The sequence below is a fragment of the Microbacterium meiriae genome, assembly GCF_040702565.1.
Lineage (GTDB): Bacteria > Actinomycetota > Actinomycetes > Actinomycetales > Microbacteriaceae > Microbacterium > Microbacterium meiriae.
Genome location: NZ_JBFBLJ010000001.1, coordinates 1,290,351 through 1,313,113 on the forward strand (window position 1 = coordinate 1,290,351; position 22,763 = coordinate 1,313,113).

General features: G+C 67.6%; 22 protein-coding genes and 1 tRNA gene. 12 read left to right on the forward strand and 11 right to left on the reverse strand.

The genetic code is table 11. The features are described from left to right. The first annotated feature begins 2 nt into the window (after positions 1 to 2). Together AB0310_RS06245 and AB0310_RS06250 are read left to right on the forward strand one after the other, a co-directional pair. Positions 3 to 1,274: a HEPN domain-containing protein gene (locus AB0310_RS06245; protein WP_366236801.1), complete on the forward strand. Its 1,272-nt coding sequence runs from the start codon at positions 3 to 5 to the stop codon at positions 1,272 to 1,274. 154 nt (positions 1,275 to 1,428) lie between these two features. Then, positions 1,429 to 1,836, forward strand: a complete 408-nt coding sequence (locus tag AB0310_RS06250; RefSeq protein WP_366236802.1) for a hypothetical protein — start codon at positions 1,429 to 1,431, stop codon at positions 1,834 to 1,836. 59 nt (positions 1,837 to 1,895) lie between these two features. Here the strand turns inward: AB0310_RS06250 and AB0310_RS06255 are convergent, their stop codons facing one another. Beyond that, positions 1,896 to 2,987 carry a hypothetical protein gene (locus AB0310_RS06255; RefSeq protein WP_366236803.1) on the reverse strand — a complete coding sequence of 364 codons (1,092 nt, stop codon included), beginning with the start codon at positions 2,985 to 2,987 and terminating at the stop codon, positions 1,896 to 1,898. 233 nt (positions 2,988 to 3,220) lie between these two features. Between AB0310_RS06255 and AB0310_RS06260 the strand changes: the two genes are divergently transcribed. After that, positions 3,221 to 4,081, forward strand: a complete 861-nt coding sequence (locus tag AB0310_RS06260) for a GIY-YIG nuclease family protein (RefSeq protein WP_366236927.1) — start codon at positions 3,221 to 3,223, stop codon at positions 4,079 to 4,081. A 255-nt stretch (positions 4,082 to 4,336) separates the two neighbouring features. Beyond that, on the forward strand, positions 4,337 to 5,137 hold the full coding sequence (locus tag AB0310_RS06265) for a hypothetical protein (protein ID WP_366236804.1): 801 nt from the start codon (positions 4,337 to 4,339) through the stop codon (positions 5,135 to 5,137). Here the strand turns inward: AB0310_RS06265 and AB0310_RS06270 are convergent. Further along, positions 5,052 to 5,912 (reverse strand): hypothetical protein, encoded by an 861-nt coding sequence (locus AB0310_RS06270; protein WP_366236805.1) that lies wholly within the window; start codon positions 5,910 to 5,912, stop codon positions 5,052 to 5,054. The genes AB0310_RS06265 and AB0310_RS06270 overlap by 86 nt on opposite strands. Before the next feature lie 256 nt (positions 5,913 to 6,168). Between AB0310_RS06270 and AB0310_RS06275 the strand changes: the two genes are divergently transcribed. Both AB0310_RS06275 and AB0310_RS06280 read left to right on the forward strand, forming a co-directional pair. Further along, on the forward strand, positions 6,169 to 6,438 hold the full coding sequence (locus AB0310_RS06275) for a hypothetical protein (RefSeq protein ID WP_187661678.1): 270 nt from the start codon (positions 6,169 to 6,171) through the stop codon (positions 6,436 to 6,438). Then, the gene (locus AB0310_RS06280; protein ID WP_366236806.1) at positions 6,439 to 6,711 is read left to right on the forward strand and encodes a hypothetical protein; all 273 of its coding nucleotides are present in this window, start codon (positions 6,439 to 6,441) and stop codon (positions 6,709 to 6,711) included. 68 nt (positions 6,712 to 6,779) lie between these two features. Here AB0310_RS06280 and AB0310_RS06285 read toward each other — a convergent pair whose 3' ends face one another. The 3 genes from AB0310_RS06285 to AB0310_RS06295 all read right to left on the reverse strand — a co-directional run bounded on the left by AB0310_RS06285 (position 6,780) and on the right by AB0310_RS06295 (position 11,482). After that, complete coding sequence (locus tag AB0310_RS06285; RefSeq protein ID WP_366236807.1) at positions 6,780 to 7,379, reverse strand: helix-hairpin-helix domain-containing protein; 600 nt, start codon at positions 7,377 to 7,379, stop codon at positions 6,780 to 6,782. Between the two features lie 169 nt (positions 7,380 to 7,548). Continuing rightward, the gene (gene leuS / locus AB0310_RS06290; RefSeq protein ID WP_366236808.1) at positions 7,549 to 10,113 is read right to left on the reverse strand and encodes a leucine--tRNA ligase; all 2,565 of its coding nucleotides are present in this window, start codon (positions 10,111 to 10,113) and stop codon (positions 7,549 to 7,551) included. Between the two features lie 46 nt (positions 10,114 to 10,159). Next, positions 10,160 to 11,482 carry an anthranilate synthase component I family protein gene (locus tag AB0310_RS06295; RefSeq protein WP_366236809.1) on the reverse strand — a complete coding sequence of 441 codons (1,323 nt, stop codon included), beginning with the start codon at positions 11,480 to 11,482 and terminating at the stop codon, positions 10,160 to 10,162. Between the two features lie 41 nt (positions 11,483 to 11,523). Between AB0310_RS06295 and AB0310_RS06300 the strand changes: the two genes are divergently transcribed. The 3 genes from AB0310_RS06300 to AB0310_RS06310 are packed head-to-tail and all read left to right on the forward strand — an operon-like array spanning position 11,524 to position 14,090. After that, on the forward strand, positions 11,524 to 12,195 hold the full coding sequence (locus AB0310_RS06300; RefSeq protein ID WP_025104953.1) for a DedA family protein: 672 nt from the start codon (positions 11,524 to 11,526) through the stop codon (positions 12,193 to 12,195). A gap of 4 nt (positions 12,196 to 12,199) precedes the next feature. Further along, positions 12,200 to 13,225 (forward strand): App1 family protein phosphatidate phosphatase, encoded by a 1,026-nt coding sequence (locus AB0310_RS06305; RefSeq protein ID WP_187661683.1) that lies wholly within the window; start codon positions 12,200 to 12,202, stop codon positions 13,223 to 13,225. Position 13,226: 1 nt separating this feature from the next. Then, positions 13,227 to 14,090, forward strand: a complete 864-nt coding sequence (locus tag AB0310_RS06310; protein ID WP_259955058.1) for a 3-methyladenine DNA glycosylase — start codon at positions 13,227 to 13,229, stop codon at positions 14,088 to 14,090. A 3-nt stretch (positions 14,091 to 14,093) separates the two neighbouring features. Here the strand turns inward: AB0310_RS06310 and AB0310_RS06315 are convergent, their stop codons facing one another. The 5 genes from AB0310_RS06315 to AB0310_RS06335 are packed head-to-tail and all read right to left on the reverse strand — an operon-like array spanning position 14,094 to position 18,433. After that, entirely contained in the window at positions 14,094 to 15,317 is a 1,224-nt protein-coding gene (locus AB0310_RS06315; protein WP_280565550.1) for a glycoside hydrolase family 3 N-terminal domain-containing protein, read from the reverse strand. A gap of 5 nt (positions 15,318 to 15,322) precedes the next feature. Further along, positions 15,323 to 15,979, reverse strand: a complete 657-nt coding sequence (locus AB0310_RS06320; protein WP_187661685.1) for an SDR family oxidoreductase — start codon at positions 15,977 to 15,979, stop codon at positions 15,323 to 15,325. A gap of 28 nt (positions 15,980 to 16,007) precedes the next feature. Next, on the reverse strand, positions 16,008 to 16,535 hold the full coding sequence (locus tag AB0310_RS06325; RefSeq protein ID WP_315637637.1) for a DUF3592 domain-containing protein: 528 nt from the start codon (positions 16,533 to 16,535) through the stop codon (positions 16,008 to 16,010). Next, positions 16,532 to 17,323 (reverse strand): hypothetical protein, encoded by a 792-nt coding sequence (locus tag AB0310_RS06330; protein ID WP_366236810.1) that lies wholly within the window; start codon positions 17,321 to 17,323, stop codon positions 16,532 to 16,534. The genes AB0310_RS06325 and AB0310_RS06330 overlap by 4 nt, the downstream gene beginning before the upstream one ends. 42 nt (positions 17,324 to 17,365) lie before the next feature. Next, positions 17,366 to 18,433: a flavin-containing monooxygenase gene (locus AB0310_RS06335; protein WP_366236811.1), complete on the reverse strand. Its 1,068-nt coding sequence runs from the start codon at positions 18,431 to 18,433 to the stop codon at positions 17,366 to 17,368. A 135-nt stretch (positions 18,434 to 18,568) separates the two neighbouring features. Between AB0310_RS06335 and AB0310_RS06340 the strand changes: the two genes are divergently transcribed. From AB0310_RS06340 to AB0310_RS06350, 3 genes are all read left to right on the forward strand, one after another. Continuing rightward, positions 18,569 to 18,641 (forward strand) — tRNA-Ala (locus AB0310_RS06340). Between the two features lie 172 nt (positions 18,642 to 18,813). Next, positions 18,814 to 20,868 carry an acyltransferase family protein gene (locus AB0310_RS06345; protein WP_366236812.1) on the forward strand — a complete coding sequence of 685 codons (2,055 nt, stop codon included), beginning with the start codon at positions 18,814 to 18,816 and terminating at the stop codon, positions 20,866 to 20,868. A gap of 124 nt (positions 20,869 to 20,992) precedes the next feature. Continuing rightward, positions 20,993 to 22,129 carry a hypothetical protein gene (locus tag AB0310_RS06350; RefSeq protein WP_366236813.1) on the forward strand — a complete coding sequence of 379 codons (1,137 nt, stop codon included), beginning with the start codon at positions 20,993 to 20,995 and terminating at the stop codon, positions 22,127 to 22,129. An 85-nt stretch (positions 22,130 to 22,214) separates the two neighbouring features. On the opposite strand, the gene AB0310_RS06355 is transcribed toward AB0310_RS06350, so the two are convergent. Continuing rightward, a complete protein-coding gene (locus AB0310_RS06355; RefSeq protein ID WP_187661691.1) occupies positions 22,215 to 22,637 on the reverse strand; it encodes a hypothetical protein in 423 nt (140 codons plus the stop codon). Between the last annotated feature and the right edge of the window lie 126 nt (positions 22,638 to 22,763).

A 22,763-nucleotide genomic window follows, 5' to 3' on the forward strand; every position in this document is an offset into this window, starting at 1 on the left:
CGATGGCACTGTTCTCGACGACCTACGAGTGGCCTTCCTCGACCTTCGAGTTCCGCTCGACGAGCGAGGGTGCGCGTGACGGCACCGCTGAAGTTCTCGAACGAGGTGGCCGGTGGATATTGAAGTCACCGGGGAGCTTCTCGGGCGCGTCAGGTCAGCCCGGGCAGCGCACCCTATCTGCGAGTCTCGATGACTCGGCGGCGTTCATCCGAGGCCATGTCGTTGGAGTTGACCGCGATCTAGGCATGAGAGTCGATGAGATCTGGGTTGGGGAGACATCTGAGATCGACGCCCGGTATGTCAGGGTTACGGCAAAATATGAACACCTAGCCGACGCGTGTGCTTTCCGCTTCGAGGATGGCGAGGCCCGAGACCCCTCGGTCCCGCTCCGCTTCACAGCGGTAGGCGAGGCCCCTGCCGTGGATGCCGTACTCGATAGCCGCCACGGCATGATCACACTGGTGTCGTCGGCTCCGGCACCGCTGGAGCAGTTCGAGAAGCACCTCGAGATCTTTCAGGCGATGCTCACATTTGGCGCAGACAAGCCGTGTGGGCGATTGACGATGGTCGCGGAGGAGCACGGCGGAGCGAAAGTAACGATCTTCGGGCGGGACAAGTATGCACCGTTCGGCAAGGGGCGCCAACGCCCGGTGGAATTCACTATGCGGTTGGGCGCGGCGTGGACTCAGCGGGCCATCGATCGTTGGTGGCTTGCGTACGACAGTTGGCTCCCTGTGCTGCAGATCGTCTCGGGATTGCGGTATCAGCCGGGATATGTCGATGCGGACGTCATTCTCAGCTCAGCTGCAATCGAGGCGGTTTCGACGCAGATGCAGCAGTACGACGCGCCGCGTTTGTCGCCCGAAGAAGCGCTGCCAATCATCACGGCCTTGGACTCGTTGAGCGAGCTATCCCCGAAACAACGTGAAGCTGTGGGGCAACTCAAGGGAGACCTCGGAAGAACTACCTTCCGTTCCAAGGTCGAGCAGGTTCTGACTACGGTTCCAGATGACGTCTGGCTCGCAGGCAGGGTTTCAAGGGTGGAGTGGATTAGACAGTTCATGAACGCGCGTAACAAGATCGCGCATGCTGGCGCGAGCCCCATCTGGAAGAACAGTCCGCTACTGCGCAGCGTGCGCGACGCGAACTGGATTGTGCTCTCGCTCGTCCTGCTTGCGCACCTCCAAGTACCGACGTCAGTACTTGATCGTTCAGCTGAGCGGCTCGGCAACAGGTACGCGAACCAACACAGAGAAGGCGACGTGTTCTTGTGAACGAAGCCACTGCGCTCTTCCTGGCGACCGGTCGAAGTGCTCGCTCGTTCGTCGCCCTTCCAGAGGTGCATCAGTGGTGATTCCCCCACCCACAAGGCTCGTCGCGATTCTGCACAGCGCACCGCTCGGCGACGGCACGCGTACGTTGCGCCGCGTGGAGACTGCCCGCGACTTCCTCGGATGTGAGTCGACGACAGTGGCGAATCTGTATCCCGCAACTTTGCCGAACACGAACGCCTTCCCTGTACTCGACGACGAGTCAATCTGGGAGCAGGGCCGTGCAGGCATCCTGGATGCGCTCGACCTCGACGACGCGGCCGCCGTGCTCCTTGGGTACGGCGTCAGCCCACCTACGGGACGGCAGCGGAAGAACTACCTGCAGCAGGTCAAATGGGTCGAGGATGAGCTCGCCACCAGGGACATTCCTGTGTGGACATTTGGTGGGCGGCCTGCGCACCCCTCCCGGTGGCACCGCATCGTGCACCGTGAGTCACCTGGCGAAACTGTGGAGTCAGCGATCGCGAACCATCTTCGGCAGCCTGCATTCCAAGCCCGCAAATAGTTCAAAAGAAGTGCGGGCGCATCGACTCAGTGGACCGCAAAACGACGTGCGTCGGCAAGTCAAGCCGCCGTTGCCTGAACGTCTCGTGAGACACCCGACTTGCACATAAACGCGGGGTCCATCACCCGTTGATTCAGCGGGTCCGTGACTCGCTCGTCGACAATCGCCTTAGCGAGCCAGTCGGCCGTGTAGTACTCGCCGAGCCCCTTGCGCGTCTCGGGTGAGATGATCGCCTCGTACAGGTGCTTGAGTACGTCGTGCTCGACGTCCTTCCATGTGAACTGTCCGAGCTCACGCACCAGGTCGGCGATAATTGCGGGCCCGCCATCGACCTTCGCGGGCCAGTCGAAGAAGTCGGCTTCGACAACGCCGATGATGCCGGCAGATTTGAAAGCTGCTCCCGCGAGCACTGCATCAGATTCGAGCGTCGAGGGGTCGATACCGACGACGAGATGCGCGATGATCTCGGCTTCGATGACTAGGAGCGTGTGGTCGAGGAATAGTGCAGCGTCATCCTCGAAGTTCGTGCCGAGCGCCGTGCGGAGCAACCGGGCCCAGAGTTCACGCTTCAGCGTCGTCTCAGCATCGTTGCCGCGGTCGTTGTACAGCGCCTCAAGGCGTGCTCGGTCAAGACGGAACCGCGGCGAGTTCGCCCCAAGCCGCTCCTCAATGCGGTCAGGCGTCGGCCTGAGCTTCGGCCCCGTGAGCAGGATTCCGTCCAGCCAGTTGGTCAGTCGCTCGACGCTGTCAGCATCCGCGCGCTTCATCTTGAACGCCTGAACCTGTTTAAGCTCGTCGCCGGCGAGCGTGTAGAGCAACCACTCAACGCCGTCTGTGACGATGCCGGCGTACTCATCGCCGGTCGCGTCGCGCTTGACCTTCAGATAGCCCTGGAGTTGTGGTTCAGCCTTGGCCACCGCATTTGCGACCGTGAGGTCTTTCTTTACTTCGACGATGAGTCGGCCGTACTCGACGTCGATACGCCGCCGCGTGCCATCGCCCGTCGGGACCTCCACCTTCGACACTTGGTTGTCGGCCAAGCCAAGCGGAGCGAGCGTGAGGAACGCGCCGAGATTCTGCTGCACATCGGCCTCGGTGCGGGTTGCTGAACGAACAGCGAAGATCTGAGCGAGAGGAACCAGGCTGGGCATGAGCCAAACCTATAGTGAACGACAAGGAGTCACCCTACGCCACGCATCGAGTTGCTATTGAGCTTCCTAAAGCTCCCGTTGACATACTCGAGCGGATGCGAACCATCGATAGCGAGTAACCGTAGTGTAGTTCCCGCACGCCCTTCGGTTCGACCGCTCACCGTCCTGCAGAAGGTCGTCGACGAGGGGCCCTCCCCGTTGACAGCTACGACCCAATCATTTGAGGGGTGGAAATGATCCGATTCACGGACTTCATGCGAGTACCGGAGCCGAGTCTTACCAAGATCAAGCTCAACATCCGTGCGGGCGTCGGCGGTGCCGCCGCCTGGGACCTTCTGCTCGCGGAGGACCCCGAAGAGTGGCTCGATATGACCCGCCATCGAGAGGCGCACCAGAACAACAACATGGGCGATGCCGAGTACGTACTCGCTTTCGCCCAGTACTACCCTTATGGACCTCAGTACTTCATCTTTGGCGGCTTCTTCCGTGTGACGCCGAGCGTGCCGGAGGTCATTGGCGGCAAAGGCTATGACCTTGAGCTGCTCGATGAGTTCTCCGAGTACATCAAGCGCCTCATCATCAGGCTGGAGCAGCCGGTGGGGAGAGACCTCTACCTCCGCCGCTACGACCGCATACAGGACAGCAAGCTGAATCCGGAGGTTTACGAGCTCGCCCCCGACACAAAACTGGGCACCTTCCCTGGATACCAGAACGTCCGACTCAGGCATACGGAGATGCAGCGGATCATCTCGAACGATGAGCCGAGCTGGAAAGACGCTCTCTCCAGTGTCAAGGGCGTCTACGTCATCACCGACCTCAGCGATGGTCGCCAATATGTCGGCTCGGCCTCTGGGGAAGCGAACGGTCTGTGGCAACGCTGGTCGGGCTACGCCCATCTGAAGAACCTGACCGGTGGCAACAAGGAGCTCAACCGAATGCGCGACGAGCTCGGCGACACTCACATCGTCGAGAACTTCCAATACTCGATCCTGGAGATCTTTGACCCGAAGACAAAGGCTGAGACGATCCTGCAGCGGGAGTCGTTCTGGAAACTGGCGCTCGACAGCCGCCGGCATGGGATGAATCTCAACTGACGGAATCGGAGGCCAGTCGGAACACCGACTACGCCGACCGCTTTTTAGCGCCGTTCGACGCCAGCAACGTGTTCTGTGTTGCTCTCGTCTGTAGGGGCCGCGGCCCGCGCAGCCATGTCTCTCAGGCGTTCGGGCCGGCGGTGCGTGTCGTCACAGTTGCGCCAGTCAGCTGGTGAAGACGCAGCCAAGTGCTCTGCGGTGCACCACGATCTGTCGAATGTAGCGTCATGCGCTGACCACTGCCAGGATTCAAGCATGAGCGACGCTGCTAGCAAGTTGGTCGAAGCGGCTGACTACTGGATCCGTGCCCGCGACAGCTTTCGGGCGGTGATCGAGGCAGGGCTTCCTCCTGCGGGAGCCGATCTCGACGAGGACTTGAGTCGCGCTCATAACCGCGTCAGCACACTTCCACAAGCGGCCGCGATGCTCAACTATGCCTTCGACTCGGCTGATGTGCTCCACCGTCTCTGGCATGAGCAACTATTCCACGTACCCTCCGACTATGTCCTTCTTCGATCGATGCTAGACAACGCCATCCGAGTGATCTGGCTTCTGGAGCCAAGCGTTAGCGATGACCGTCTTGTACGAGCGTGGTTGCTCGCCAGAGACGCACCATCGCGAACGAAACGCCGTATCACCGCATCACTCAGAGAGGACTACGCGCGCCCCAGCGCGGACGAGATGAGAGCCGCGGCGTTGAACGCCAAGTCGTACCTGAAGGATCTGGATCAGTACTTCGCGGACGTTCTGCACCGCCTACCCTCACCACGGGTGCTGAGAGCCAGCGATTTCATCGCGGCGGCTGAACGTCACCCTCTTCATGACGGGGTTGAAGGTGGCATCACACGTCTGTGGAAGCAACTCAGTGAACTCGTTCATGGAACTATCGCTGCCACCGAGCATCGCATGATTGATGATCCCTCGATTGCTCATTCTCGTGTCACACGAGCGAACGTTGATGATCTCGCCCTCACGGCGGCCCTGGTGTCCAGGATCCTCGAAGGAGCTCTCGACCTCTTCTACGAACGTTTCGCTCCCCGCTCGGCACCGTCGTGAGGCGAGCATTCAGTCGGTCTGAACGCATGAATGACCCACCCCTTTTGTGTACAGTGTCCCCGGATACGGCGGTGAGGTGGCTGAGGCCGCTGGTACGCATATCGGCGTCGACCGCGGCGGGCACGGCGGTGGTGTCGCCCACGGCCAACCCCGGAAGGAGCCCCGCACCGGGCTCCGGGAGTCGGGTGGCGCGCTCGACGAACGACCGTCGCAGGTCGGCAGCGATTCCGAAGACGCCCGGCGCCGCTCGCTCCACGGTTCCCGCGGTGACGAAGACGACGAGCTCCGCCCGCTCCCCCGGATCCGTCGCCATACTCTCGCCGGTCACGCGCACGACCGCACCGAGGACGAACCCCTCAGCCTCCGCGATCCCGATACGCACCGGTCCGCCCGCCGGCCCCGCGGCACCCGGCGCACCGATGCCGCTCAGCTGCACGTCCATCCACAGGCGCCCGTCCCGCCCCACGGACGCCGATGACGACACTTCACCGACCGCTTCAACGACCCTGCCGTCCCACCCGTGCACGGCGTCACGGTCCGCAGACTGTACGAGCACGGTGAACGCCACGGCGGCCCCGGCCGCGAGAACCACGATCATCAGGCCGCTCCACGTCGCGGCTGCCGGACGCCGGAGCGCGAGCACGGCGCCGATGATCACCGCGGATGCCAGGCATCCACCCGCAAACCACCCCGCCGTTCCCGGCACGAAAACGCAGACCAGGGCCATACCCCACGCACCGACCGCCACCGGCAGCAGGCGCAGATCACGGGTCACGCCGATCCCCGCTCGGACCCCGGGGACGATCGCTGCGGCTCATGCATCCGATCACCCTAGAGTCGCGCCGGTGCCCACTCCGCCCGCCGCGACCGCCGCTGCACGAGCGGAGGACAACACCTCTCGAGGTCAGGACGTGGAGGAGCACTCTCCGAGGGCGGAGAAACAGTCGGCGTCGGGCGCGACCGTTCCATCAGCCTGACTGCGGCAGACAGGCGTAGCGTGGGGTTCACGACGACACCGCTATGCTTCGCGCATGACTGAATCTCTGGGGGATTCTCCGGACGAACTCCCTGTAGCGGAGCGCAAGCTCAGCCGTCGGGGATGGCTGATCACGCTCTTCGCAGTGGGGTGGCTCGCACTGACAATCGGCGCAGCATTTCTTGTCGCCGACCTCACCGGACGATGGATCCCTACCGTCTTCCTCGGACTCACGTTCGGCCTCGGTGTGTTCATCCCCGTGATTCGAGATCAAAAGCGGCGGAGACGGGAACTCTCCGATGCGGGCAGCGGTCCGGGGAAATAGATGGCTGCGCCTGACCCCGCACCGTCCCTGATCCAGCAGCGCCTCGCTCTCGGACGCTTGCGTCTGACCGCTCTCTTCATGATGATCGGCTGGGGCGCAGTCTCGGCACTCCGGGGCGTAGGCATCCATGACGTCGCCGACGTTGTCAACTGGATCGCCTTCCTCCTACCGTTGGCGCTGGCGTCGTACGGAGTGAAGCTCTGGTTCGACTACCGCCGCAAGGTGCGTGCCTTCGAGGCTGCCCACGGACCGGACGCTGGCAAGCAGCCGTAGCGCGACGCTCCTCTCTCGCCCCTGCGCACTCCGGGACCATGGCAGCGGCGCCCGAGGCGTGACGCTCGTCACACGCGTACCCCGTCGCGCAGCCCCTCCAAGACCTTCTCCCCGATCCCCGGTACCGCCAGGAGGTCGTCCACCGTGCGGAACCGACCATTCTCCTCGCGCCACGCGACGATGCGCTCGGCAAGCGCCGGCCCGATTCCCGGAAGCTCTTCCAGAGCTGCCTCATCCGCGGTGTTCAGGTCGACGGCGCCATCACCGGGAGGCCCGGCCGAGGGGTCGGCGACGGCACCCACGACCGGCACGAGGATCTGCTCCCCGTCCTCGACCCGTCGGGCGAGGTTGACCCCCGCGAGGTCGGCGGCATCCGTCGACCCGTCGGCGGCCGCGAGAGCATCGACGACCCGGGAGTCGGTTCGCAACACGTACAGACCCGGGCGCTCGACCGCCCCGAGCACATGCACGTAGATCTCCGCGGGCGCGGACTCGACCGACGCCGAGCTCTCCGCGAGCGGAACGGCCTCGACGGACGACGGTCGGCCCTGCAACAGCCCGAGGCCGACGGCCGTGGAAAGCGCGATGATCGCCAGCACGACCGCCGCGCCGAGCCCGAGGCGGAGCCTCCGACGGGGCGGAGGAGGTGGAGGCGGCGACGAGGTCATCCAGTCACCCTATGCGTCGCGTCCACCGCCTCCCGGCTCCGGACACAGCGACCGTGGAGAGACGCTCAGATGGGACTCGTCGTGGAGGACGGCCGTTCCCGGTCGCGACGTGATCCGGGCATCATCCCTTCGCGCCGGGGTAGGCGGAACCGCGGAGCACGCCGAGGACTCAGCCCTTGACGACGATGCTGACGATCTTCGGGGCCCGCACGACGACCTTGACGATCTCGCGATCACCGATCGACCGGATGACGCGCTCATCGGCTCGTGCCAGCGCCTCGAGCTCGGCCTCGCCGATGCGTGCCGGCACCTCGAGCTGCGCGCGCACCTTGCCGCCGATCTGCACGACCGCGGTGACGGTGTCCTCGACGAGGAGCGCCGGATCGGCGGAGCGCCACGACACGAGTCCGACGGACGGCTCGTGCCCGAGGATCTCCCACATCTCCTCCGCGGTGTGCGGGGCGATGAGGTCGAGCATGACGGCGATGGTCTCCGCCGCCTCACGGACGGCGGAGTCGGCAGCACCGGCAGCGCCGTCGATCGTCTTCCGGGTCACGTTGACCAGCTCCATCAGACGGGCGACGAGCACGTTGAACTTCGTCTGCTCGACCAGCGCGGGCGCTTCGGCGAGCAGCTTGTGCGTCGCGCGGCGCAGCGCCGCGTCGCCCCCGTCGAAGACGACGTCGACCGGGCTGGCGACCTCGTGGGCGACACGCAGGGCGCGCGACAGGAACTTCTGCGCACCGGTCATCGAGACGTCGGCCCAGTCCTTGTCGTCCTCCACCGGACCGGCGAAGGCCAGCCCGACGCGCAGGGCGTCGGCGCCGTGGGCGTCGAGCTCCTCCTGGAACAGCACCAGGTTGCCCTTGCTCTTCGACATCTTCTGCCCGTCGAGCAGAACCATGCCCTGGTTGATCAGGTTGGAGAAGGGCTCCGTGAAGTCGATCAGCCCCATGTCGAAGAGGACCTTCGTGATGAAGCGGGCGTAGAGCAGATGCAGGATCGCGTGCTCGACGCCGCCGATGTACGAGTCCACCGGTGCCCAGCGGGCCGCCTGGGCCGGGTCGAACGCCTGCGTGTCGCTGTTCGGGGACAGGAACCGCAGGAAGTACCAGGAGCTGTCGACGAAGGTGTCCATCGTGTCGGGGTCGCGCAGCACCGGGTCACCGGTCTCGGGATCGGTCGTGCGCACCCAGCTCTCCGCGCCGCCCAGCGGCGAGGTGCCCTTCGGCTTGAGGTCGAGGCCCTCCACGCTCGGCAGTTTCACGGGCAGTCGGTCCTCTGGCACGGGGATGATCCGGCCGTCTTCGGCGTGCAGCATGGGGATCGGCGTCCCCCAGAAGCGCTGACGCGAGATCAGCCAGTCACGCAGGCGATAGTTCTTCGCCGCCCGACCCGTCCCCGTGGCCTCCAGCTGCTCGATGGCGCGCGCGATCGCGTTGCGCTTCGACAGTCCGTTCAGCGGACCGGAGTTGATCATGCGCCCCTCGCCGGTGAGCGCGACACCGGTCTTCGCCGGGTTCTGCTCGTCGAGCGCGGCATCCGCATCGATCGGGACGCCATCCTCGTCCACCTCGATGACCGGCATGGCACCGGTCACCGGAGCGGTGGTGTCGACGACGACCTTCACCGGCAGGTCGAACGCGCGTGCGAAGTCGAGGTCACGCTGGTCGTGCGCCGGGACCGCCATGACGGCGCCGTGCCCGTAGTCGGCCAGCACGTAGTCGGCGGCCCAGATCGGGAGCTTCTCGCCGTTGACCGGGTTGATGGCGTAGCGGCCCAGGAACACGCCCGTCTTGGGGCGGTCGGTGGACTGACGGTCGATATCGGTGGTCTTCTGCACCTCGGCCAGGTACGCCTGGAAGCGCTCGCGCACCTCCGGCTCGGCGTCGGCGGCGAGCTCCGCGGCCAGGTCGCCATCCGGGGCCACGACGAAGAACGTCGCACCGTGCAAGGTGTCGGGGCGCGTCGAGAACACCGTCACCGGCTCCTCGCGCCCCTCGATGCGGAAGTCGACGTCGGCGCCGACCGAGCGGCCGATCCAGTTGCGCTGCATCTGCAGCACCTTGTGCGGCCAGAATCCCTCGAGCTGGTTCAGGTCGTCCAGCAGACGGTCCGCGTAGTCGGTGATGCGGAAGTACCACTGCGTGAGCTTCTTCTTGACGACCTCGTAGCCGCAGCGCTCGCAGCGCCCATCGACGACCTGCTCGTTCGCCAGCACGGTCTGGTCGTTGGGGCACCAGTTCACCGGGCTCTTCTTGCGGTAGGCCAGGCCGCGCTCATACATCTTCAGGAACAGCCACTGGTTCCAGCGGTAGTACTCCGGGTCGGAGGTGTGCAGCACCCGGCTCCAGTCGAACGAGACACCGTACTGCTGGAAGCCGACCTTCTGCTGCGCGATGTTCTGGTACGTCCATTCGCGCGGATCGGCACCCTGACGGATCGCGGCGTTCTCCGCCGGCAGACCGAAGGAGTCCCATCCGATCGGGTTCAGGACGTTGTGACCGCGGTGACGCCAGAAGCGGGCGACGATGTCGGAGTAGAGGTAGTTCTCCGCGTGCCCCATGTGCAGGTCACCGGAGGGGTACGGGAACATGGCCAGCACGTAGCGCCGCGGCCGGGTGTCCTCGTCGCCGCCCGTGAGGAACGTCTCGTGCTCCGCCCAGTACTTCTGCCACTTGGCCTGGATGGCGTGCGGCGAGGAGAACTCCTCGTCGACGGGAGCGGTGGACATGTTCTCGGACAACGAACGCACGACCAATCTGAAGGAAAAAACGGGATCAGTTCAGGATATCGGAACGCCAGGTCGCGGGCATTTCCGCGCCCAGCGCCGCGAGGGGGGCCCTGGCCTTGGTGGCGACCTCACGCACCTCGGCCGCCGGCACCGAACCCCAGGTGATCCCCCCGCCCGCGCCGACGAACGCCGCATCCGCGTCAACCACGATGCTGCGGATGACCATCGCGAGATCGAGAGCCCCGTCCACGCCGATGTAGCCGAAGCAGCCGGCGTAGATGTCGCGAGGAGCGCCCTCGAGATCGTGCAGCTGCGTCATGGCCGACAGCTTCGGGGCCCCGGTCATGCTCCCGGCGGGGAACGCCGCCTCCAGCAGCACTCCGACGGTGATCCCCTCCGCGGCCGTGCCGCTGACCGTGCTCACGAGTTGATGCACGGCCGGATAGCTCTCGACTTCCCAGAGGCCTTCGACGCGGATCGACCCCGGAACGCAGACCCGGGAGAGGTCGTTGCGCATGAGATCGACGATCATGACGTTCTCGGCCCGCTCCTTCGGGTCCGCGGCGAGCTCTGCGGCGAGCGCGGCATCAGTCACGGCGTCGGTGCCCCGAGGACGAGTCCCCTTGATGGGACGGGTGCGGATGACCCCACCGCTGGCGTGAAGGAACTGTTCGGGGCTGGCGCTCAGGAGCGCACGTCCTCCGATGCGCAGGAAACCGCCATGGTGCGCCGGTGTGGCGGCCCGGAGCTGCTCGTACACGGCGACGGGGTCGTGGGTGCCTGGCACGGTGAACCGCGTCGTGAGGCAGAGCTGGTAGGCGATGCCCGCATGGATGAGGTCACGGCAGCGGCCGATGAGCTTCTCGTACGCGTCGGGGGTGTGTCGGGCCTCCGCGACCGGACGGGCCTCCGCCGCACGGACGCGACTCTCCGCACGGGGCGCGGTCAGAAGGGACTGCAGCCAGCGCTCCCCCTCGTCGTCGGTCTCGCCCTCGGGGGACAGCAGCCACAGTCGGCGCGCGCCGTGATCGAACGCGAGAGCCCTGGTCACGCGCAGCCAGGTCCGAGCGTCCGGTCCCACCTCCCCGGCGACCGGCGCCCCCGCGAGAGCCGCACCGCTCTCGTAGTCGCGCCAGCCCACCCATCCCCCGCGTAACGGCGGCATCCCCGCTTCCACGGGATCGGTGTCGAGACGTACGTCCCCGGGCAGCGGTTCCGCGACGCCAGTGCCGAGGAAGCTCCATCCCTCGACGGCGTCAGCGCCCGCATCGAGCCAGAACACGTCCGCCTCCCGCTGCGCGAGCGCCGGGAACAGACGCTCCGACGCCACCCAGGACGGCAGCGGTCGGGGGCTCAGGCGGTCGGGCACCTTTCCAGCCTAGGACCGGGCCGCTCCCGTATCCTCATGGGGTGGACGACCTCCTGCTCTGGCTCCTCGACACCGTGCAGTCGATCGATCCGGTCACGCGCACACTGGTCGCCGGTCTCGCCGTCATGCTGGAGACGAGCATCCTCATCGGCCTCATCGTCCCGGGCGACACCATCGTCATCATCGCCTCGATGGGCGTCGCCACTCCCCTGGAGGGCATCGCGATGGGGGTGGCCGTCGTCGTCGGCGCCCTGATCGGGGAGAGCATCGGGTTCTGGCTCGGCCGCTGGCTGGGCCCCTACATCCGCGCCTCCTGGCTGGGTCGACGGATCGGCGAGCACAACTGGGTCCGCGCGGAGAACTACCTCGCCCGGCGCGGCGGCATCGCCATCTTCCTCTCCCGCTTCCTCCCGGTCCTGCACTCCCTCGTCCCTCTCACGGTGGGGATGAGCGAGTACCCCTACCGGCGCTTCCTGGCCTGGACGACCCCGGCCTGCATTATCTGGGCCTCGGCGTACGTGAGCGTCACCTCCCTGGCGGCCGGGAGCTTCCGCGAGCTCGTCGACCGCGTGCACTTCGCGGGCTACCTGTTCGTCGGAGTCATCGCCCTGTTCCTCGTCCTCGCCTATCTGGGCAAGAGGCTGCTGCACCGTCTCGAAGCCCGTCATCTGGAGGCCCCGGCGGCGGAGTCCGACGCCGACGTGAAAGACTGAGGCAATGGCCCCCGCACCCCCGGCGCCCAGGATCCACTGGTTCGCCCGACTCGAGCACCGTCTGCACGTGTGGCGCGAGGGACGAGCGCGCCGCCGCGGTCGCAACGCCACTGTCCTGCCCTTCCCCGGCTACGGAGGCCCCGGATGGGTGCGCGTGCTCGGCCGGGTGCTGATCGTCCCGCCGCAGCGAAACAACCGTGACGGCGAGCCGGCGAGCATCCGCGGCTGGCGCAGCTTCGTCGGCATCCCCGTGGGTTTCGCCTCGGTCAGCGTGCACCTCGGAGACGGCACTCATCAGGTCGTCGCCGACCGCGGCGGCGTGATCGACTCGGTCATCCGCGCCGAGCTGGAACCCGGCTGGCAGACCTTCACCATCACCGTCGAAGGGCAGGAGCCCATCGAGGCCCGCGCCTTCATCGTCGCGGAGAGCACGCGGTTCGGCGTCGTCTCCGACGTCGACGACACCGTCATGGTCACGGCGCTCCCTCGACCATTCATCGCCTTCTGGAACTCGTTCGTCGTCGACGAGCACGCGCGCATCCCGGTACCGGGCATGGCCGTGCTGCTCGACCAGCTCCTCCGGCAGCACCCCGGAGCGCCCATGATCTACCTCTCCACGGGTGCCTGGAACGTCGCACCCACACTCTCCCGGTTCCTCGGCCGGCATCTCTTCCCCGCCGGCTCGCTGCTGCTGACCGACTGGGGTCCCACGCACGATCGCTGGTTCCGGAGCGGGCGCGAGCACAAGCTCACCAACCTGCGCCGACTGGCCACCGAGTTCCCCGACGTGAAGTGGCTGCTCATCGGCGACGACGGCCAGCATGACGAGGCCATCTACACGCAGTTCCAGGAGGAGCACCCGGATTCCGTCGCGGGTGTCGCGATCCGTCGACTGCTGCCCGCGGAGGCGGTGCTCGCCGGCGGTCGTGCCGAGATGGAGTCCCATGATGCGGACGAGGCGCCGTGGGTGAGCGCAGAGGACGGCGCGGGCCTTCGCGACCAGCTCGGCGACGCCGGCATCCTGCAGTGACATGATCCTCACGCGTGATGACTGGCTGCGGCGGGAGGACGCGCATCGGCAACGGGCCGACGCGCTGACGGCGGCGCACCGGGAGCGCGTCGCGCGCGGCGAGAAGCACCCCGTGTGGGACTTCCTCTTCACCTACTACGGCTACAAGCCCGCGCAGCTCCGCCGCTGGCACCCCGGAGCGGGCGTGGAGCTGCAGGATGCGTCCGAACGGGCGGCGTGGCGCTGGTACGTCCCCGGGAACACACCCGACGGCGTCGTGCCCGATGCGGAGCGCTTCGCGGCCGAGAAGCCCGAGCTCGCTCGACTGGTGGCCCTCATGCTGCGCCGCACCGGCTCCCGTCCCGGGCAGTTCGGCTGCTTCGGGCTGCACGAGTGGGCGATGGTCTACAACGCCGCGGAGCATCGGCATGCCGTGCCCCTTCGGCTCGGTCAGGCGGGCACGGATGCGGTGGTGGAGGCGCACGACCTCCGCTGCACGCATTTCGACGCCTTCCGGTTCTTCACCCCGGATGCGGCGCCCCGCAACCGCACGGCGTTGACGAGAGACGACCAGCCCCTGTTCGAACAGCCCGGCTGCTTGCACGCCGGCATGGATCTGTACAAGTGGGCGATGAAGCTCGGGCCGCTGATTCCCGGCGAACTGCTGCTGGACACGTTCGAGCTCGCGCGCGACATCCGGCTGCTCGACATGCAGGCGGCCCCCTACGATCTCTCGGCCTGGGACGTCGAACCGGTACGCATCGAGACCCCGGAGGGCAAGGCGGAGTACGTCCGACGCCAGCGCGGCTTCGCGGAACGCGGTGCCGCTCTCCGCTCTTCCCTCCTCGCCGCCTGGCTCGCACCCGAGGGTCGCGCCGCGGCCTGAGGGTCAACCCGCAGGGGCGCAGTCGCCGCAGACACTCCACGACGACGTCGTATCGGAAAGCTGCAGGCGCAGCGCGAGCACGCGCGTCGCCGCATCCGCGAGGCGATCGGCGGGCAGAGTGCCGGCATCGACCGCCGCGGCGATTCCCGCAGCCATCTCTCCCGCCGTCCGGGCATCGGAGCCCGCGATCATCAGCACCAGATCATTGCCGGCCGCCACCGCCGCGACGCCGTTCGCGACCGGATCGGCATACGCCGGGTCCCCGGAGGAGAGCAGCATGCCGAGGTCATCCGTGACGGACACCCCGTCGAAGCCGAGCTCGTCCCGAGCGATGCGATGCCACTCGGCGGACAGCGAGGCCGGCCGCGCGTCCACTGCCGTGTAGGCGAGATGGCCGTACATCAGCAACGAAGCACCGGCTTCGATGCCGGCGGCGAACGGGAGCCCGTCCGCTTCTCGCCACGCGGCCTTCGTCATCCCCGTGCTCGGGATCGCGTGATGCGAGTCGCCCGGTGCCGCTCCGTGCCCCGGGAAGTGCTTGAGCGTCGAAGCCACGACATGCTCCTGCCCCTTCGTCGCGGCGGCGGTGCGGTCGGCGGCACTCTGCGGATCCGTGCCGAGTGCCCGCCCGAAGATGAAGGAGCCGGGGTCGGCGGGGACGTCGGCCACCGTGCCGAAGTCGACCGTGATCCCCGCCCGAGCCACGAGCGCGCCACGGGCTGCGAAGGCCGCCGCGGTCTCGGCGACCGGGCGACTCTTCAGAGTCGGCGACGCCGGGTAGGTGTCCCAGGGCAGCCGCGAGACGATGCCCCCTTCCTGGTCCACCGCGATCAGCGGGGGCAGAGCGGGATCGATCGTCAGCGCTGCCGTCAGCGCGCGGAGTTCCGACTCGGACTCCGGGATGTTGCCACCCATGAGGATGAAGCCGCCGAGCCCCGACTGCATGTAGGCGCGAAGCGCCGCGGGGTCGGTCCCGCCGATGTGACCCATCACGATGGACGAGGCCTGCTCCGCGGTGCTCATCTCCGCGACGAGGGCGGCGGCATGATCCCGCAGGCCGTCGCCGTCGGCCGCCTGCACGGTCACCACGTCTGCCGGCGGGCTGGACGGTGCCGCCGACGACGAGGCGGCGGCCCCGGCGCCCACGGCGGTGATCAGCGCGGTCAGGGCCGTCGCGGCACCGAGGCCCCGCCGCATGCGGCGCCCGAACGGACGAGCCGGGTTCATCGCTCTCAGCGCGCGAGCGCCTCGACGATCGGTACCGAGGTCTCCTCGTCGCCATTGCCGAAGCGGATCGTGCGCCCGATCGTTCCGGGGTCCTCCAGGGCCGCGACGATGACAGCCGCGACGTCGGCTCGGGAGACCTCGCCGCGCCCCTCGGGGTCGATGCGGATCCGCCCGGTCGGGTCGTCGAAGGTCAGCGCGCCGGGGCCGAGGATCGTCCCGTCGAGGCCCGAGGCGCGGAGGTGCTCGTCGGCAGCCCACTTCGCGTCCGCGTACGGGAAGAAGGAGTCGTCCTCCGGGACGCCGTGGTCGGCCGTGGAGCCGATCCACGACACCATGACGTACCGCCGCACGCCGGCGCGCTCCGCCGCGTCCATCGTCCGCACCGCCGCGTCCCGGTCGACCGCGTAGGTGCGCTCGGGGCTGCCGCCGCCGGCGCCCGCGGACCACACCACGGCGTCGTGCCCGCGGATGATCTCGGCGAGGGCGTCGACGTCCATGGTCTCGATGTCGGCGACGAGCGCGATGGCGCCCCCGTCTTCCACCTCGGACACATGATCGGGATTCCGGATCACGCCCGTGACCTCATGTCCTCGGGCGACGAGGAGCGGGGCGAGCAGCAGAGCGATGCGGCCGTGGCCGCCGAAGACGAGGATGCGCGACATGTCTTCACCCTACGCGCCCCCGCGGACGTCAGCCCGGCGTCTGCGAGCTGTCGATGACGAAAGCCTGCGGATGCGACGGCAGATACCGCACGACGACAGGCGCGCCGGTCGGGATCCACGCGTCGCGATCGGGGTACACGGCAGGAGTGAAGAAATCGCTCTCCAGGGTGTACTCGGTGCCGTCCGCCGCCGTGAACGTCACCCAGTCCCCGTCGACGGTTCCCGTCGTCGGGCGGCCGTTCTCGAAGATGTACGCGCGGGTCACCGGGACACCGGTCAGACTCAGGATCCCGACGATGAGAGAGCCGAGCATCACGAAGGCCAGTACGCGGAAGACCACGCGGACCACGGTGCCGCCGACGTTCCCGCGGGATCGGCTCTCCGCGGGGAGCAGCCCCTCGCGTTCGCGGACGGCGCGCAGGGACCCGCCGCGCGTCGTTCCCCGCGCGGAGATCGCGAACAGCCCGAGGATCGAGAACGCCGCGATGAAGACCATCGCATAGCCGTGCGCGGCCGGGAAGTTCACCAGCCACATCAGCGTGTCCAGGGGGTTCATCGTGCCGCCTCCTTCTCGATGGTGACGGCGACCGTGTGCGGATCCTCCCGTCGGTAGAACGCCCAGACGGGAGCCCCCACCTGCAGCCGCGAGACGGCCTGCGGGTAGACGAACACGGTGGTGTCAGCCTCCCATGGCTCCGCGCCCTCCGGGGCCACCAGCACCTTCAGCGCGAGCTCGCTCTGCCCCTCGCGACGCCGCCCGGTCGGACGGACCTCGACGACGGAGGCGGGAACCTGGGTTCCCGTCGTGCGCGCGCGGACCTGGGACGGGTCGATGAGGCCGCGGTCGATGCGCCACTGCAGCATCGCCTCACGGACGGTCGCGTCGCTGAGATCGGCGAGCTCGACCGTGTCGGGGTCCTCGAGGCTGTAGCGGACCGGGACGGGCTGTCCGACCTGCAGCGCTCCGACGTCACCGGCATCGAGCAGCATGCGCAGCTGTCCGACGAAGTCATCGCCGACGCTCGGGCTGACCCGGATGAAGAGGTCGTACTGAGGCACATCGTTCACGGTCACGCCGGTGCGGGACATCTCGACGATGGTGCCGACGCCGATCTGCACCGGCCCGCGGACCTTCTTGCGCCGCGCCAGACCCGACATCGACCCGCCGAAGGTGAGCAGCAGGCCCCAGGCGACGCCGATCACGATCGGTCCGCCCAGGCCGTCCTCACCCGCGAAGGGGAGGATCGACTCGCGCTGGTTCACCCCGAACAGGCCTTCACCCACCCACACCACGAGCCACGCGGACAGCAGCAGCCAGACGACGGTCAGGACGATGCGCAGCATGCCTCCCAGCGTATCCATAGGAGCCGCCCCTGGACGAACCGGTCAGGACGAGACCGGGGTCCCCACTCCCTCGAGGGCGCGGACGACGCCGGCCGCAGCGGCTCGCCCCGCCCGGTTCGCGCCGATGGTGCTCGCGGAGGGACCGTAGCCGACGAGCTGCACCCGGGGATCCGCCACCGCCGTCGTGCCTCGACCCCCGCGGTCGAGCTGGATCCCGCCGGCGGCACTGCGCAGGTGGAGCGGGGCGAGGTGACCGATCGCGGGTCGGAACCCCGTCGCCCACAGGATCACGTCCACGCGTTCGAACGATCCGTCGGCCCACCGCACGCCGTCGGGCTCGATGCGCTGGAAGAGCGGGCGACGGTCGGCATACGCTCCGAGACGCTCCGCCTCCCGTTCCTGGGGGCGCAGCATGAGACCCGTCACACTGACCACGCTCTCCGGGGGCAGGCCGGCCGCCACACGCCTCTCGACGAGCGCGACGGCAGCAGCGCCGGCCTCCGGCGTGAAGTCGTCGTCGCGCCAGACGGGAGGGCGACGGGTGACCCACAGCGTCTCCGTGAGGGGGGCGAGGGCGCCGAGGAACTGCACCGCGGACGCACCGCCGCCGACGACCAGGACCCGCTTGCCCGCGAAGTGCACCGGCCCCGGGTAGTCCACGGTGTGGAACTGCTCCCCGAGGAACGTCTCCATCCCCGGGTAGTGAGGGACGAAGGGTTGCGTCCAGGTCCCGGTCGCGTTGACGAGGGTGCGGGTGCGCCACTCCCCCTCGTCGGCCTCCACGACGAGGACCCCGTCGTCATCGTGGACTCGGCGGACGTGCACCGGCCGCAGCACCGGCAGATCGTGGGCCTTCTCGTAGCCGGCGAAGTACTCCGGCACCGCGATGTTCGCCCGGCGCTCGTCCCGCGGCGGCGCAGTGTCTCCCGGGAGCTCGGCGACCCCGTGCACATCGCGCATCGTGAGGGCGTCCCACCGGTGCTGCCAGGCTCCCCCGGCCCGAGCATCGGCGTCCAGCACGACGTGCTCGATTCCGCGGCGACGCAGATGGAAGGACGCGGACAGCCCGGCCTGGCCGGCGCCGATCACGAGGCTGTCGAGGATGCTCACGATGGAACGAACGCCGTTGCACCGCCGGATGTTCCGCGTGTCCCGACGCGCCCGGGCGGCCCGCGCCGATTGGTGCGGATGCGGATTCGTGTAGTAGTGTTTTCACGTTGCCCGGAGCACTCCGGAGCAGCGTCTGGGCCTGTGGCGCAGCTGGTAGCGCACCTGCATGGCATGCAGGGGGTCAGGGGTTCGAGTCCCCTCAGGTCCACGAAAAACCCTCGGTTCGCCGGGGGTTTTCGTGTGTCTGGAGCCCGTGACATCCCGCGAGGTCAGGCCCTCGCGCCGCATCAGGCAGTTGCGCCACCTCCGGCCTGATCTCGCGCGATCGCCTGCCCGGGAGCATACGAAAACGACACGCTCTCGTTTATAGCGTGTTACACATGAGCACTCGACCCGCCCCTCCTCAGGGACATCTCCCGCATATCCAGGGGCTTCGGGCTCTCGCGGTTCTCGCCGTCGTCCTCTACCACTTCTGGCCTGCGCGCTTCAGCGGCGGGTATGTCGGAGTGGATGTCTTCTTCGTCATCTCCGGCTTCCTCATCACGGGGCATCTGGTTCGCGAGCTCACGTCGACGGGGACGGTGCACATCGGTCGATTCTGGGCCCGTCGGGCCCGACGCCTCCTTCCCGCGTCCCTGCTCGTCCTTCTGTTCTGCGTGACGGTCGTCGCCCTCCGCCAGTTGACTCCGATCTCCGCTCTCCCGGAGGAGCTCCGCCAGATCGTCGCATCGGCCTTCTCCGTCCAGAACTGGTACCTGGCGAGCGCGGCCACGGACTATCTCGGCCAGACGGGAGAGCCGACGACCGTTCAGCACTACTGGTCCCTGTCCCTGGACGAGCAGTTCTACGTCCTCTGGCCTGTACTCCTCGTCCTCACCGGATGGCTTGCGGTGAAGCGCTGCCACGGCGATCGCCGAAAGGTCATCGCTGTCGTCGTCGGAGTCCTGTCGACAGCCTCGTTCATCTCCTGCGTGGCGCTGACCGCAGCGTATCCCGCGCCCGCCTACTTCATGACGCCCGTCCGACTGTGGGAGTTCGGGATCGGCGCCCTGCTCTCCCTGCTCCCCGCGCTGCGCGCGCGGCGCTCCCTCACGAGCGCTCTGCTCGGAGGGGCCGGGCTGGTCGCCATCCTGTTCAGCATCTCCTTCTTCGACGGGCAGACCGCGTTCCCCGGATACGCGGCCGCTGTGCCGACGATCGGCGCAACGGCCGTGATCGCGGCGACGAACGCTGGACGCTGGTGGCTCCCCGCACGGCTGCTGGCCATCCGCCCCCTGCGATTCACCGGGGACATCTCTTTCAGCCTCTACCTCTGGCATTGGCCGCTCATCGTGATCGCTCCTTCTGTGCCCTTCTGGGGCCTCTCCCTCGCTCACCGCCTGGCCCTCCTCGCGCTCTCCTTCGTCATGGCCTGGCTGACGAAACGATTCATCGAGGATCCCGCCCGAACCTGGCGCGCGCCCTCGCTCAGGCGCCCGCGCGTCGTGCTCGCCCTCGCCCTCGCGGGGATGACGGTGGTCGGCGCCGGCGCGGGAGCCGCGTGGGCGGTGAATGCTCCGACCTACGAACGCGACGCGACTGCTCTCGCGGCTGTCCGCGCACACCCCCCTGCGTGTTTCGGAGCCCAGGCGGTGCTCGACACCAGCTGCGCGGACAGCCGGAGCGCGTCCGTCATACCGACCCCAGGATTCGCCGGCGCGGATCGCCCCACCGAGCAGAAGTGCTTCGTCCAACTGAACGATTCTCGTGCCGTGGCCTGCCGTTTCGGGTCACGGACGACGGACGCCCCGTCGATCGCGCTCGTCGGAGACAGCCACGCTTTCCAATACGTGAGCACCCTCAGGGCGATGGCGGAGAAGGAAGGCTGGTCGCTGACGACGTACGTCAAGGGGGCGTGCCCGTGGAACACGACCCCACTGGCGACGGGCGGCGCATTCGGAGCAGCCTGCTCGGAGTGGCGGGACGAGGTAACGGCCGCACTGGAAGGCGGCGACTTCGACGTCGTCTTCACGACGGCCCTGGCAGCGACCCCCTTCGCGCAGGCGGGACACGAGTCCACCCTGCACGCCGCCGCCTCCGGATACCGGGCGGCCTGGTCACGTGTCATCTCCGAGGGCACACGGGTGATCGCCCTGGTGGACAACCCGGCCTGGGAGACGGACCCGAACAAGTGCCTGCAGGCGCGAAGCCCGGAGGCCTGCTCCGCATCGCGCGACGATGCCCTCGCCGCGGCGGACCCGATCAGGGCTGCCGGCGAGGACTTCCCGGGGGTCACACTGCTGGACTTCACCCCGGTGTTCTGCTCGTCGAGCGAGTGCCTCCCCGTGATCGGCGGGGCCAACGCCTACCGCGATCAAGACCACTTGACCACCACGTTCACCGACACCTTGGCGCCACAGCTGAGGGCGGCACTGCGGGACGCGATCACGAGGTGACAGCCTCGCGGGTTCAGGCACTCACTGCGCATCAGGCGGTTGCAGCATGTCTGGCCTGACGTGGCGCGCTCGCCTGCGCAGGAGCATATGAAAACGACACAGCCTCCGACGTAGCGTGTTACACATGCACGCTTCCGTCACCCGGTCTCGCGGTCGCCGCGCCGTCACCGTGATCCTCAGCATCCTCGCCGTCATCGCTCTCGGTATCGGCGGGGTGATCGCATGGCGCCTGCTCGCCCCGGCGTCATCGAACTGGGAAAGCCTTGATGCCACCGACAAGGAGATGCTCACGCAGCTGTCGGAGCAATACGACATCACGGCGACACACGCTGCGGAGATCTGGACGGATGCGTACCGGTACGAGGACCAGCCGCTGGTGCTGCTGCGCACGGACGGGGAGAACAGCTCCTTCTGGTCGCACGCGATCCTCGTCAACATGAGCGGCGTCACGGACACGTCCGGCATGGCGAAGATCGACGTCCCCGGGGCCTCCCACCTCGATGACGTCCGCCTCAGCCGGACGTTCGCCGTCGGGAAATGGCTGCTGTATGCCCCGTCGAACTTCGCTGTCATCGATGTGAGCGACCGCGACGTCCTCGCGTTCAAGTACAACCAGGCGATGCTCGACACCGAGACGACGGCCTCTCAGGGCTTCCAGCGCTTCTCCCTGCACGAGAACTTCCACGTCACGAAGCAGGGGCTCGACCCGGAGGCTCCCGGCGCCTGGCCATGGGGAGCCGGTGGGCTCATCCCCGACTACCCGCACACCGAGGCGCAGTACGAGCTGCTGCGTGTCGAGGCGCGGATCTTCGACCGGGTGGAGACGGAGACGGACCCGCAGGCCTTGGCCGTCCTCGCGTCCGACCTCGCCACCGTTCGGATGGCGCGCTACACGACGTGGCCGACCCTGAAGGCGGAGATCGACCTGGAGGCGATCGAGGGGACCGCCACCTACGTCGAGCGGGCCTTCGACAGGGCGCGAGGACTCACCCCGGTGCAGCGGACCTTCACCGATGGCCTCGAAGGTCTGATCTCCGATCCCGAGCAGCAGATCGTCCTGGAACGCGACTACTCGTACTTCACCGGTGCCCAGCTCGGACTGCTTCTCGACCGAATCGCCCCGGATTGGAAGACGCAGATCGAGCCCGCTCCCACCGGTTCGGCGTCGACTCCTTTCGCGACGCTGCAGCGCGTGACCGGGGTGACCACCGCGCCCGACGACGCAGAGCTCCGCGCGGTCGTGGACCGCTACCTCCCTTAGCTCATGCCATCGCGCGACAACAGGCCCCCCTGGGAGGGGACGCCTGTTGTCGCGCGAATGCCTGAGGCGATGCGGGCCGACAGGCTCAGTCGAGGACGGCGCGGCAGGTGACGGAGCCCGCCGTCGCGATCTCCTCGTCCGTGCGAAGGACCTCGAGGTTCGCGTCACCTGCGTCCTGCACGATCGCGCACGCCACGGTGGCTCCGGGGTTCTCGATGACGACAGCCGCCTCCTCCCCCTCGGTGACGATGGCCTCGATGGTCATAGCGCCGGCGCGGGCATCGACGACCGTCTCCTCCGTCTCCTTGGTCCCGAACACGAAGCCCTCGGCGAAGGCCGTGTCCTGGTAGCGGATCGTCTCGTCGCCACTCAGACCGTGGAGCTCGTACGTGATGCGGTAGTCGGTCGGCTGGTTGAACAGGTAGTAACCGGCGGCGCCCAGTCCTCCGATGACCGCCAGACCGGCGGCGATGGAGACTCCCAGGACGATTGCTCTCTTCGTGCTCATACCTCCACGCTGTCACCGGCGCTCTCGTCGCGAATCGGTCGGTCGATGTATGCGCCCCCTCCATGCGGATGAGGTCCTGGTCATCCGGAAAAACACGGTATCCCCGCACCTCATAGGATGCGCATC